1 protein-coding gene is annotated in these 14705 nt (G+C 58.8%); it reads right to left on the reverse strand.

Annotated features, from left to right (window positions below):
• Nucleotides 1-635: 635 nt before the first annotated feature.
• Nucleotides 636-14690: a VCBS domain-containing protein gene (locus tag HNQ38_RS10410; protein ID WP_183720350.1), complete on the reverse strand. Its 14055-nt coding sequence runs from the start codon at nt 14688-14690 to the stop codon at nt 636-638.
• Between the last annotated feature and the right edge of the window lie 15 nt (nt 14691-14705).

The following is a 14705-nucleotide window of genomic DNA, read 5'->3' on the forward strand; positions in this document are numbered from 1 at the left end:
CGTTACTCCTAATGTCTTCAAAGGCAACAGTTGTACCTACATAAGCAATTTGATCGGGGTGTTACAGTTTCTCAGGCAGAGCGCAGGCCATTGCCGGAGGCGGCGTTATAAAGAACCGAAGCCGACACGTCGGCGAGGTTCGTGCGTAGCCGCCTCCGAAAAAATACTTGGTGGTCGGGGTAGAACAGGGGGTGCTTCGGGGGGGATGCAAGGGGGGCCGAGAAGGGGGCGAAGCACCATAACCGGCCCCGCCTTGCCGTGCGCCGCGCAGGCGGCAGGAATAAAGAGAAGGAAAGCCGCCGTACCCGCAGGGTGCAAATGGTTTCATAAAAGCAACGGCATTCTTTTATTGCGCTCGCAGACATCCCCGTCTTGCCGCGCGCCGCGCAGGCGGCAGAAATAAAGAGAAGAAAAGTCGCCGTACCCGCAGGGTGCAAATGGTTTCATAAAAACAACGGCATTCTTTTATTGCGCTCGCAGGCATCCCCGCCTTGCCGCGCGCCGCGCAGGCGGCAGGAATAAAGAGAAGAAAAGCAGCCGTACCCGCAGGGTGCAAATGGTTTCATAAAAGCGACACCATTCTTCTACTGCGGCCGTAGGGTCGAAAAGCCCCGCACCGCCGCAGGCGGCAACCCTTAATGCCCGTTTTGCGTCAGGTGTTGCAGCACTGCCATCTGGTCGGCCTCGCTTTCCATCAAGTCCGTACCCGGAGAAGGCGCGCCAGCATCCTGCGTTTGCGGAGTTTCCGCGCCATCTTGGCCTTGCCCGGGCTGTTCAACGGATGTCATGTCGCCCGTATCCATCAAATTTTCCGGCTCCATCGGGAACAGACTGTCGTTCTGCAGTCCCCCCAGATGCAAGTTGTCCGCATCGCTTTCTCCCTGCGCCTGCGGAAGAAAAACGTCTTCAATATCCATAGTCAACGGACCGATATGGTCGTTCATGAAACTGTTGGCCAGTTCCTCATCAAGGATGTCATCAAGCATTTCGAAAGAATGATTGCCGGTATACGCCGCGAATGTGTCGCTCATGTCCAGGTTGTCGTCTATGCCCACAGGCGGCGTATCCGTATGACCTGCATCTGCGTGATCTGCCCCCGTATGGAGTGATTCCTGGGGGGCGTCTGCGGTCTGTGTGTCTGCACTATGTGTGTCCGCGTCAGACGTGTCTGTTGCAGATGTGTCTGCCGCTGAATCTGTTGAGGCTGTGTCGCTGTGTGACGGGTCTTGAGCCGCCTCCTGCCCGGATTGCGCCTCGTGATCTCCGCTGGCCGTGTTTTCCGCCGTGTCTGCATGGCCCGTGCCGGCGTGGACAGAGTCTTCGGGGTTGGTTGCCCCAGGTTGGGCCTCGGAATCTCCGGCAGGTATGTTGGCGGCGGTATCCGTCGATTCCGTGTCTGCTTGCGGCGATTCCTGAGCAGCGCTCTGGCCAGCTTGCGCAGCCTCATCCCCGGCAGATGCGCCTTCTGGCGTGCCCGCATGCGGGGTGTCCTGAGCTGTGGCATTGCCATTTTCGTCTGCGGCGGCATCAGCAGGATTTTGCTCTGCACCGTCAAGATCGTCCAGATCGTCAGGAATAAAGGCAAGACGCATGGCACCCATGCCCTGCATCTGAGGGGTTCCTCCCGAGCCATTGATGGTCACGGTTACTGTGGTCTGGGCCGAGCCGCCGTGGCCGTCGACCACGGTGACGTTAAAAACGTCATTAAGCGTGTCGCCGTCATTGAGGGCAATTACGGCGGCGGAATCCTTGTTCAGTACATAGGTGTATGACCCGTTGGTGTTGAGATAAAAGGTGCCATACAAGCCCGCAGTCGTTTGCGGAACCGCCTTGGGCGTGTCCGTACGGTCTGGATCAGCAATGACAAGCTGCCCGTACATGGCGGAAACGTCGTCTTCCGACACCGTAAGATACGCCTGCTGTACCGTGGGAGCATCGTTGACCCCGGTTATGGTGAACGTCACCGGCGTGATGACGGATTTGCCGCTGGCAGTGGCCCGCACCAGAAACACGTCCGAAGCTGTTTCGCCTTCGCCAAGCTTATGGCTTTCGCTTATGCCGTAGGCCGTGAGGTTATAGCTGTATGAGCCGTTGCTATTGAGCGTGAGTGTTCCGTACTGACCTTCCGCGCTGCTTTGCAGCGTGAATACGGGATTGGCGTAACCGGGTACCAGAAGGTTGCCCAGCAGGCTTGTAGCCCCGCCGGCCACTGTGGTGAGGCTGATGCTGCCCAGCAGACCGCCCGTAATATTCATGGTCATTGTATTGGTTGCGGTTGCTCCGTGCTCGTCAGTGACGGTGTAGGTGAAGGTATCTTTTAGCGTAGCCCCCAGGGTCAGAAGCAGGACGGCCAGCAGTCCTGTGTTGAGCGTGTATGTGTAAGAGCCGTCGGCATTCACGCTGAACCAGCCATAGTTGCCGCTCTCGTTGGTTTTGGTAATGAAGCGCAGGGTATCACTGGCGATGTTGTCCAAACTGTTGTCAGGGTCTGTGGGAGTGGGCAGCTTGCCTGTGTACTGGCTGACATTATTGCCCATAGCTGCGGTGGCTGGGCCGACGGAAGGCGCGTCGTTGGTACCGTTGATTGTGAAGGAAATCGTGCGCGCGGCTATGCCGCCGTGTCCGTCATTGGCCGCCACGGTAAATGTTTCCACCAGTTGCTCGCCCTGTCCCAAACCCTGAACGGAAGGCAGACCGTTGTTGAGCGTATAGACGTAGCTTCCGTTGCTGTTGAGCACAAAACTTCCGTACAGGCCCGTGATGTTCTGCGCCTGAAATACTGGCGTGTCGCCCTGATCTATATCTGTAACCATAATCGTGCCGGAGGACGTCAGGATGCTGTCTTCCTTGAGTGCGGTTGTAACAATCGGGGCTATGACAGGATTATCGTTGGTGCCGTTGATAGTGATGGTCATTGTGCTGGAAGACGTGGCCCCGTGCTGGTCTCTGACCGTATAGGTAAATGTTTCGGTAAGATGCTGGCCGACGCCAAGCTGCTGCACTACTGGCAAGGCATTGTTGAGCGTATATGTGTAGCTGCCGTTGGCTTGCAGGGTGAATGATCCGTACAGGCCCGCCGCTGCGGCCTGGGGCAGAAAACTGACCGTATCCCCCACGTCTATGTCCGTCGGCGTGGGAAGGGAGCCGCTTATGCTGGCCTGGTCTTCGTTGATGGCTGCGGTGGCTGCGGTGACCTTAGGGGCGTCATTGGTGCCGCGAATGGTGACGGTGAGGGTATTTGTGGCCGTGCCGCCGTGGCCGTCTGACACCGTATAGGTGAATGTTTCCGTAAGCTGCGCGCCCACACCCAGTTGCTGCACTGCTGTCAGGGCGTTGTTGAGGGCATAGGTATAGCTGCCGTTGGCCAGCAGGGTGAAAGAACCGTAAAGGCCTGCTGCGCTGCTCTGGGGCACATATGTCACTATGTCGCCAACGTCGATATCCGTGGGCACGGGCAGATTGCCGCTTATGCTGGCCTGATCTTCATTGATGGAAGCCACGGCTGCGGTGACCTGCGGGGCGTCGTTGGTGCCGTGAATGGTGATGGTGATGGTGTTTGTGGCCGTGCCGCCGTGGCCGTCTGACACGGTGTAGGTGAACACTTCTGTAAGTTGCGCGCCCACGCCCAGTTGCTGCACCGCTGCCAGGGCATTATTGAGGGCATAGGTGTAGCTGCCGTTGGCCTGAAGGGTAAATGATCCGTAGAGGCCCGGCGTGCTGCTTTGGGGCAGATATGCGGGAACGTCGCCAAGGTCGATGTCCGTGGGAACGGGCAGTGTGCCGCTTATGCTGGTCTGGTCCTCATTGATGGACGCAACGGCCGCGGTGACCTGCGGGGCGTCGTTGGTGCCGCGAATGGTGATGGTGAGGGTGTTTGTGGCCGTACCGCCGTGGCCGTCTGACACGGTGTAGGTGATTGTTTCCGTAAGCTGCGCGCCCACGCCCAGTTGCTGTACCGCCGTCAGGGCATTGTTGAGGGCATAGGTATAATTGCCGTTGGCCAGCAGGGTGAACGAACCGTAAAGGCCTGCTGTGCTGGTCTGGGGCACATATGTTAGGATGTCGCCAACGTCGATGTCCGTGGGGATGGGCAGGGTGCCGCTTATACCCGGCTGATCTTCATTGATGGACGCCACGGCCGCACTGACCTGCGGGGCGTCGTTGGTGCCGTGAATGGTGATGGTGAGGGTATTTGTGGCCGTGCCGCCGCGCCCGTCTGACACCGTGTAGGTGAATGTTTCCGTAAGTTGCGCGCCCACGCCCAGTTGCTGCACAACTGCAAGAGCATTGTTGAGGGCATAGGTATAATTGCCGTTGGCTTGCAGGGTAAAGGAGCCATAGAGGCCCAGTGCGGCAGTTTGGGGCACATAGGCAGGGGTGTCGCCAAGGTCGATATCCGTGGGAACGGGCAGTGTGCCGCTGACGCTGGCCTGGTCCTCATTGATGGACGCAACGGCCGCGGTGACCTGCGGGGCGTCGTTGGTGCCGTGAATGGTGATGGTGATGGTGTTTGTTGCCGTGCCGCCGTGGCCGTCTGACACGGTGTAGGTGATTGTCTCCGTAAGCTGCGCGCCCACGCCCAGTTGCTGTACCGCCGTCAGGGCATTGTTGAGGGCATAGGTATAATTGCCGTTGGCCAGCAGGGTGAACGAACCGTAAAGGCCTGCTGTGCTGGTCTGGGGCACATATGTCAGGATGTCGCCAAGATCGATGTCAGTGGGGATGGGCAGTGTGCCGCTTATGCCCGGCTGATCTTCATTGATGGACGCAACGACCGCGCTGACCTGTGGGGCGTCGTTGGTGCCGTGAATGGTGATGGTGAGGGTATTTGTGGCCGTGCCGCCGTGACCGTCTGACACCGTATAGGTGAATGTTTCCGTAAGCTGCGCGCCCACGCCCAGTTGTTGCACCGCCGCCAGAGCATTATTGAGGGCGTAGGTATAGCTTCCGTTGGCTTGAAGGGTAAAGGAGCCGTAGAGGCCTGCTGCGCTGGTCTGGGGCACATAGGCCGGGGTGTCGCCGACGTCGATGTCCGTAGGAACGGGCAGTGTGCCGCTGATGCTGGCCTGGTCTTCATTGATGGACGCCACGGCTGCGGTGACCTGCGGGGCGTCGTTGGTGCCGTTGATGGTGATGGTGATGGTGTTTGTTGCTGTGCCGCCGTGCCCGTCTGACACCGTGTAGGTGAACGTTTCCGTAAGCTGTGCGCCTGCGCCCAGTTGCTGTACCGCTGTCAGGGCATTGTTGAGGGCATAGGTATAATTGCCGTTGGCCAGCAGGGTGAAGGAGCCGTAGAACCCCGCTGCGTTGGTCTGGGGTATATAGGCCGGGGTGTCGCCAACGTCGATATCTGTAGGTACGGGCAGTGTGCCGCTGACGCTGGCCTGGTCTTCATTGATGGACGTTACTGCTGCGGTAACCTGCGGGGCGTCGTTGGTGCCGTGAATGGTGATGGTGAGGGTATTTGTGGCCGTGCCGCCGCGCCCGTCTGACACGGTGTAGGTGAATGTTTCCGTAAGTTGCGCGCCCACGCCCAGCTGCTGTACGGCGGCAAGAGCATTATTGAGGGCATAGGTATAATTGCCGTTGGCTTGCAGGGTAAATGAACCGTAGATGCCTGCTGCGCTGGTTTGGGGCACATAGGCCGGGGTGTCGCCAAGGTCGATGTCCGTGGGAACGGGCAGTGTGCCGCTGACGCTGGCCTGGTCTTCATTGATGGACGCCACGGCCGCGGTGACCTGCGGCGCATCATTGGTGCCGTTGATGGTGATGGTGATGGTGTTTGTTGCCGTGCCGCCGTGCCCGTCTGACACGGTGTAGGTGAACGTTTCCGTAAGTTGCGCGCCCACGCCCAGCTGCTGTACAGCTGCAAGAGCATTGTTGAGGGCATAGGTATAATTGCCGTTGGCTTGCAAGGTAAAGGAGCCGTAGAGCCCCGCTGCGTTGGTCTGGGGTGTATAGGCCGGGATGTCGCCGACGTCGATATCCGTGGGAACGGGCAGTGTGCCGCTGATGCTGGCCTGGTCTTCATTGATGGACGCCACGGCCGCGCTGACCTGCGGGGCGTCGTTGGTGCCGTGAATGGTGATGGTGATGGTGTTTGTTGCCGTGCCGCCGCGCCCGTCTGACACGGTGTAGGTGAATGTTTCCGTGAGTTGCGCGCCCACGCCCAGCTGCTGTACAGCTGCAAGAGCATTGTTGAGGGCATAGGTATAATTGCCGTTGGCTTGCAGGGTAAAGGAGCCATAGAGGCCCAGCGCGGCAGTTTGGGGCACATAGGCCGGGGTATCGCCAAGGTCGATGTCCGTGGGAACGGGCAGTGTGCCGCTGACGCTGGCATGGTCTTCATTGATGGAAGCCACGGCTGCGGTGACCTGCGGCGCATCGTTGGTGCCGTGAATGGTGATGGTGATGGTGTTTGAAGACGTTGCCCCATGCTGGTCTGTGGCAGTGTAGGTAAACGTTTCCGTAAGTTGCGCACCCACGCCCAGTTGTTGCACCGCCGCCAGAGCATTGTTGAGCGTATAGGTATAGTTGCCGTCGGCTTGCAAGGTAAAGGAACCGTAGAGTCCCGGCGTACTGGCTTGGGGCACATACTGGGTAATGTCGCCCACATCCACATCGGAGGCTGCGGGCAAAACGCCACTGACGCTGGCTGCATCCTCGTAAATGGATGTGCTGGCGGCGCTGACCTGGGGCGCGTCGTTGGTGCCGTTGATGGTGATAGTCAGTACGTTGGACGCAGTCAGCCCGTTTTGATCCACCACCGTGAACGAAAAAGTTTCACTCAACTGGTGCCCGACCCCCAACTGCTGTATGGCGGACAGGGCATTGTTGAGCGTGTAGGTGTAACTGCCGTCATTTTGCAGGGTAAATGTGCCGTACTGGCCGGAAATATTGGTCTGCGTCACATATTCGGCAGTGTTGCCGGGGTCCATATCTGTGGGCGCGGGCAAGATGCCGCTGACGCTGGCATCGTCTTCATTAATGGAAGCAGTGGCGGCGCTGACCTGTGGCGAGCCATTGGTGCCGCGAACCGTGATGGTAATGATATTGGATGCGGTAGCGCCGTGCTGGTCTGTGACGGTATAGGTAAAAGTTTCTGTAACCTGCTGGCCTGCGGTTAATGACTGCACAACGGGCAGGGCATTGTTAAGGGTGTAGGCATAGCTGCCGTCCGTTTGCAGGGTAAATGTGCCGTACAGGCCGGAATTTGTCTGCGCCACATAGAGTACGGTGTCGCCGCTATCAATATCTGTGGGAACAGGCAGGGTGCCGAGTATGTCTGCCTCATCTTTTTGAATAAAGGCAAAGCTTGCGCTGACCTGGGGCGCGTCGTTGGTGCCGTTTATGGTTACAGTGAGGGTGTTTGTGGCTGTGCCGCCGTGCCCGTCTGAAACCGTGTAGGTGAACGTTTCCGTGAGCTGCGCGCCTTCGCCAAGTTGCTGCACCACGGGCAGGGCATTATTAAGGCTATAGGCGTAGCTGCCGTCTGCTTGCAGGGTAAAGGTGCCGTACAGGCCAGGGTTTGTCTGGGGTACATACTGTGGAACATCGCCCACATCTATGTCTGTGGGGACAGGCAGGTTGCCGCTGACGCTGGCTTGATCTTCATTGATGGACGCCGTGGCAGAGGCGACCTGTGGCGCGTCGTTAGTGCCGTTGATGGTGATGGTGATGGTATTGGACGCTGTAGCGCCGTGCTGGTCCGTAACCGTGTAGGTGAACGTTTCCGTAAGCTGCGCGCCGGCCCCCAGCTGTTGGACCACGGGCAATGCATTGTTGAGGCTGTAGGCATAGCTGCCGTCAGTTTGCAGGGTAAAAGTGCCGTAGAGTCCGGGGGTGTTGGCCTGTGCCGTAAACTGAACACTGTCACCCGTGTCCACATCCGTGGGGGCAGGCAGGTTACCGCTGACGCTTGGCTGGTCTTCATTTATGGACGCCACCGCCGAGCTGACCTGCGGGGCGTCGTTGGTGCCGTTGATGGTGATGGTGATGGTATTGGACGCTGTAGCGCCGTGCTGGTCCGTGACGGTGTAGGTGAACGTTTCCGTAAGCTGCGCGCCCACGCCCAGCTGCTGCACTGCTGCCAGGGCGTTGTTGAGGTTGTAGGCGTAGCTGCCGTCAGCTTGCAGTGTAAAGGTGCCGTAGAGTCCCGGGGTGTTGGCCTGAGCCGTAAATTGAACGCTGTCACCCACATCTGTGTCTGTGGGGGGTGGCAGGGTGCCACTGACGCTTGGCTGATCTTCATTGATGGACGCCACTGCCGAGCTGACCTGCGGGGCGTCATTGGTGCCGTTGATGGTGATGGTGATGGTATTGGACGCTGTAGCGCCGTGCTGGTCCGTGACGGTGTAGGTGAACGTTTCCGTAAGCTGCGCGCCTACGCCGAGCTGCTGGACTGCTGCCAGCGCATTGTTGAGGCTGTAGGCATAGCTGCCGTCAGCTTGCAGTGTAAAGGTGCCGTAGAGTCCCGGGGTGTTGGCCTGTGCCGTAAACTGAACGCTGTCGCCCGTGTCCACATCTGTAGGTATGGGCAGGGCGCCGCTGACGCTTGGCTGGTCTTCATTTATGGACGCCACCGCCGAGCTGACCTGCGGGGCGTCGTTAGTGCCGTTGATGGTGATTGTGATGGTATTGGACGCTGTAGCGCCGTGCTGGTCCGTGACCGTGTAGGTGAATGTTTCTGTAAGCTGCGCGCCCACGCCCAGCTGCTGTACTGTTGCCAACGCATTGTTGAGGTTGTAGGCATAGCTGCCGTCAGCTTGCAGTGTAAAGGTGCCGTAGAGGCCGGGAGCATTGGTCTGCGGCGCATACTGCACAATATCGCCCACATCTGTGTCTGTGGGGGGTGGCAGGGTACCACTGACGCTGGCCTGATCTTCATTTATGGACGCCACCGCCGAGCCAACCTGCGGGGCGTCGTTGGTGCCGTTGATGGTGATGGTGATGATATTGGACGCTGTAGCGCCGTGCTGGTCCGTGACGGTGTAGGTGAACGTTTCCGTAAGTTGTGCGCCTACGCCGAGCTGTTGCACTGCTGCCAGGGCATTGTTGAGGCTGTATGCATAGCTGCCGTCAGTTTGCAGGGTAAAAGTGCCGTAGAGTCCGGGGGTGTTGGCCTGTGCCGTAAACTGAACACTGTCGCCCGTGTCCACATCCGTGGGTGCAGGCAGGTTACCGCTGACGCTTGGCTGGTCTTCATTTATGGACGCCACCGCCGAGCTGACCTGCGGGGCGTCGTTGGTGCCGTTGATGGTGATGGTGATGGTATTGGACGCCGTAGCGCCGTGCTGGTCCGTGACCGTGTAGGTGAATGTTTCTGTAAGCTGCGCGCCCACGCCGAGCTGCTGTACTGCTGCCAGCGCATTGTTGAGGTTGTAGGCGTAGCTGCCGTCAGCTTGCAGGGTAAAGGTACCGTAGAGACCGGGAGCATTGGTTTGCGGTACAAACTGGGCGCTGTCGCCAGCGTCCACATCCGTGGGTGCAGGCAGGCTACCGCTGACGTTTGGCTGATCTTCATTTATGGACGCCACTGCCGAGCTGACCTGCGGTGCGTCGTTGGTGCCGTTGATTGTGATGGTGATGGTATTGGACGCTGTAGCGCCGTGCTGGTCAGTGACGGTGTAGGTGAACGTTTCTGTAAGCTGTGCGCCCACGCCCAACTGCTGCACTGCTGCCAGGGCATTGTTGAGATTATAGGCATAGCTGCCGTCAGCTTGCAGGGTAAACGTACCGTAAAGCCCCGGGGTGCTGGCCTGCGCAACAAACTGAAGGCTGTCGCCAGCGTCCACATCTGTAGGTATGGGCAGGGTGCCGCTGACGCTCGGCTGATCTTCATTTATGGACGCCACTGCCGAGCTGACCTGCGGTGCGTCGTTGGTGCCGTTGATGGTGATGGTGATGGTATTGGACGCTGTAGCGCCGTGCTGGTCCGTGACGGTGTAGGTGAATGTTTCCGTAAGCTGCGCGCCCATGCCCAACTGCTGCACTGCTGCCAGGGCATTGTTGAGACTATAGGCATAGCTGCCGTCCGCTTGCAGGCTAAAGGTGCCGTACAGTCCAGATGTATTGGTTTGCGGCACATACTGGGCGCTGTCGCCCGTGTCTATATCCGTGGGGGCTTGCAAGGTGCCGCTGACGCTTGGCTGATCTTCACTGATAGCCGCCACTGCCGTGCCAACCTGCGGAGTATCGTTGGTGCCGTTGATGGTGATGGTAATGGTATTGGACGCCGTAGCGCCGTGCTGGTCAGTGACGGTGTAGGTGAATGTTTCCGTAAGCTGTGCGCCCACGCCCAACTGCTGCACTGTTGCCAGGGCATTGTTGAGATTGTAGGCGTAGCTGCCGTCCGCTTGCAGGGTAAAGGTGCCGTAGAGGCCCGGCGCATTGGTTTGCGGCACAAACTGGGCGCTGTCGCCCGTGTCTATATCCGTGGGGGCAGGCAGGGTTCCGCTGACGCTTGGCTGATCTTCATCAATTGATGCCACGGCTGCGCCAACCTGCGGTGCATCGTTGGTGCCGTTGATGGTAATGGTAATGGTATTGGAGGCCGTTGCGCCGTGCTGATCCACCACGGTGTATGTAAACACTTCAGTAAGCTGGTCGCCAACGCCCAGTTTTTGCACCACAGCCAGATGGTTGTTGAGTATATATGCAAATGCGCCCTCGGCTTGGGTAAACAGGCCGTACAGGCCGAAGTTCGTCTTCGGTACAAACTCCACCACATCTCCTGTGTCCGGGTCCACAGGAGTTGGCAGGTTTCCGGTAACGCTTGGCGCACCCGCAGCGATGATTCTGCTGTCTGCGCTGACCTGCGGGGCGTCGTTGGTTCCATTGATGGTAATGGTGATGGTGTTGGAACCCGTTGCGCCGTGCTGGTCTGTAGCTGTGTATGTGAACGTTTCCGTAAGCTGCGCGCCCACGCCCAGCTGTTGCACTGCAGGCAGGGCATTGTTCAGCGTGTAGCTGTAGCTGCCATCAGGTTGCAGGGTGAAACTGCCGTACATGCCGGGCGCATCGGTCAGGGGCACAAACTGGATGCTGTCTCCTGTGTCCACATCCGTGGGGGCAGGCAGGGTTCCGCTGATGCTGGCTTCGTCTTCATTTATGGACGCCGTAGCCGCTGTGACCTGTGGGGCATCATTGGTGCCGTTGATCGTGATGGTAAGCGTGTTGGTGGCTGTGTCGCCATGTCCGTCTGAAACGGTGTATGTGATGGTTTCTGTGAGCTGTTGCCCAACGCCCAGCTGTTGTACGGCGGGCAGGGCATTGTTCAGCGTGTAGCTGTAGCTGCCGTCCGCTTGCAAGGTGAAGGTTCCGTATAGACCAGCGGCATTGGTTTGGGCGACGTAGTGCGGGCTGTCACCGGCATCAACATCCGTAGGGGCAGGCAGAATACCGCTGATGCTGATGTCGTCTTCGTTAATGGCGGCTACAGCCGGGCCGACCTCCGGGGCATCGTTGGTGCCGTGGATGGTGATGGTGATGGTGTTGGAAGCGGTGGCTCCGTGCTGGTCCGTGACCGTGTAGGTAAAGGTTTCCGTAAGCTCATCGCCTTCGCCCAGCTGCTGTACCGCAGGCAGGGCGTTGTTCAGCGTGTAGCTGTAGCTGCCGTCTGGTTGCAGCGCGAAGACGCCGTATGTGCCCGGAGTATTAGCCTGCGCTACAAACTGGACGCTGTCTCCGGCGTCAACATCTGTGGGAGCAGGCAGTGTACCGCTGACGCTGGCCTCATCCTCACTGATAGCCATGCTGGCCGCGTTAATCTGCGGGGCATCGTTGGTTCCGTTGATGGTTATGGTGAGTGTATTGGATGCCGTTGCGCCGTGCTGGTCCACGACAGTATAGGTAACTGTTTCCGTAAGCTGGCTGCCCACACCCAGTTGTTGCACCTCGGGCAGGGCGTTGTTCAGCGTGTAGCTGTAGCTGCCGTCCGCTTGCAGGGTAAAGGTGCCATAAAGGCCAGCGGTATTGGTTTGGGCGACGTAGTGCGGGCTGTCACCGGCATCAACATCCGTTGGGTTCGGCAAGATGCCGCTGACGCTGGGCTGATCTTCATTTATGGACGCTACAGCCGGGCCGACCACCGGGGCATCGTTGGTGCCGTGGATGGTGATGGTGATGGTGTTGGAAGCGGTGGCTCCGTGCTGGTCCGTGACCGTGTAGGTAAAGGTTTCCGTAAGCTCGTCGCCTTCGCCCAGCTGCTGTACCGCAGGCAGGGCGTTGTTCAGCGTGTAGCTGTAGCTGCCGTCTGGTTGCAGCGCGAAGATGCCGTATGTGCCCGGAGTATTAGCCTGCGCTACAAACTGGACGCTGTCTCCGGCGTCAACATCTGTGGGAGAAGGCAGGGTGCCGCTGACGCTGGCCTGATCTTCATTTACGTCTGCCGCCGCTGCGCTGATCTGCGGGGCATCGTTTGTGCCGTTGATGGTGATGGTAAGCGTGTTGGACCCTGTTGCGCCGTGCTGGTCCACGACAGTATAGGTAACCGTTTCCGTAAGCTGGCTGCCCACACCTAGTTGTTGTACCTCGGGCAGGGCGTTGTTCAGCGTGTAGCTGTAGCTGCCGTCAGCTTGCAGGGTAAAGGTACCGTAAAGCCCGGGTGTATTGGCCTGGGGCACAAACTGGGCACTGTCGCCTGCGTCCACATCCGTGGGGGCAGGCAGGGTGCCGCTGATGCCGGGTTGATCTTCATTAATGGACGCCGTTGCCGCGCTGACCTGTGGCGCGTCGTTAACGCCATTGATGGTGATGGTGATGGAGTTGGTGGCCGTGCCGCCGTGGCCGTCATACACGGTATAGGTAAAAACATCGGTCAGTTGCTGTCCATCGGCCAGGTTTTGCAGGCCGGGCGCGGCATAGTCCAAAACGTAGGTGTAGTTTCCGGCGGCGTCCACGCTGAGGTTGCCGTACTGCCCTGGCGTATTGTGCTGCTCATAAAAGTTGAGGGTGTCGTTGGCGTCCACGTCATACGGGGTGGGCAAGGTGCCCCCGATAAGCCCTTGATGTTCGGTCAGGGAGGCTGAAGAGGCTGCCACGGTGGGTGTGTCATTGGTACCGTTGATGGTGATTGTCAGTGTTTTGCTGACCTGACTTTGGCCGTCTGTGACAGTGAAAGTAAACTGTTCTGTAAGAGTATCGCCAAGGCTGAGTGCCTGAATTTCTGGCCGCGTATTATCCAGGGCATAGCTGTAGTTGCCCTGGGCATCGACGGTAAGAACCCCGTATGCCCCTACGCTACCTGCTTGCGGTATGAATTGCGGCGTGTCGCCTGCATCCACATCGTGCGGGGTAGGCAGCACGCCTGTGAGCACCGGGCCGTCTTCATCCACCATTGCCGTGGCGGCCATAACCGTTGGAACGTCATTGGTGCCATAAATGGTAATGACAAGGCTGCCCGAAGCCGTGCCGCCGTTGCCGTCGTCTACGGTATAGTTGAACGTTTCCGTAAGAAAATCAGTTGAGCCAAGCTGTTGGACAACAGAAAGGTTGTTGTCCAGCGTGTAGGTAAAGGTTCCGTCGGCGTTGAGGGTGAGGTTGCCGTAGAGCCCTGCCGTGTTTGTCTGAGTCAGATACTGCGGTGAATCGCTGACGTCGATGTCCTGCGGGGTTGGCAAAATACCCGTGGTATTGTTCTGATCTTCGGCTATGGAGGTGGCGGCAGAGGCGACGGTTGGCGCATCGTTAAGCCCATTGATAGTGATGGTGACCGTATTGGCGATGGTACCGCCCTGGCCGTCGTCCACCGTGTAGGTGAACGTTTCTGTAAGCGTTTGACCAACGCCAAGACCTTGCACGTTGGGCAGGGTGTTGTTCAGCTGATACGAGTAAACGCCATTGGCATCCACGCTGAAGCTGCCATAGAGGCCCAAAATTCCGGTTTGGGGCACAAAAGAAAGATTTTGTCCTGTGCTCGCATCATGCGGAGTGGGAATCTGGCCGTTTACGTCAGTGTCGTCTTCCGTCATGCTGGCATGGGCGGCGACAACATTGGGGCCTGTATTGCCCGGCCCGCCCGGACCAGTTCCGGGCCCTGTGCCTGGTCCAGTTCCCGGGCCAGTTCCGGGTCCTGTGCCGGGCCCGGTGCCTGGGCCTCCTGGCCCGCCGGGTCCAGAACCTGTGCCGCCTTGTCCGTTGCCGATACCGTCAAGGCCTGAAAGTATGCCATTGGCATCGGCCTGAAGCGCATTTTGCAGTACGCCCTCATCGTCATCAGCTTTTGCTCTGGCGCCTCTTGCCCATTCCTCTTCATGAAGCAGCCCGCCCAGAGCGTCTATGCCTTCATGAAGATCCCCGTGCTTGTGGTCACGATAAGCAGCATCGCGGGTGGCAGGCGTCTCCGGCTGCGGCATGCCCTCTTCGCCAAGGGAGGAAAAAAAATGCGCGGGCGACATTTCTCTGCCATTGATGATAATGGCGGGAGGCTCGGCTGCCAGCAGCGCCGCAACGGCAGGGGCCGCACCTGGTGCGGCGGCAGGCTGTACGGTGAGTGATGCTATGGGGCTCAGGTAGCCTTCGAGAACCAGCCGGGAACCGTCATTGCGTGAAAAGACAAGATCACTGCCTTTCACCCCCACAAAAAGGGCATGCATTGAAAAATTCAGTTCAATTCGGGACTGGTGTGAAAGGCCTTTGAGCACAGCTGCGTGCCCTGCCGGGGGCATGTATAAGATATGGGGTGCAGACATGTGCGCCTCACGAGA

The sequence above is a fragment of the Desulfovibrio intestinalis genome, assembly GCF_014202345.1.
GTDB lineage: Bacteria > Desulfobacterota > Desulfovibrionia > Desulfovibrionales > Desulfovibrionaceae > Desulfovibrio > Desulfovibrio intestinalis.

Coding starts and splice junctions, on each gene's coding strand:
- HNQ38_RS10410 (WP_183720350.1), bottom strand. CDS start 14,690: ATGTCTGCACCCCATATCTTATACATGCCCCCGGCAGGGCACGCAGCT.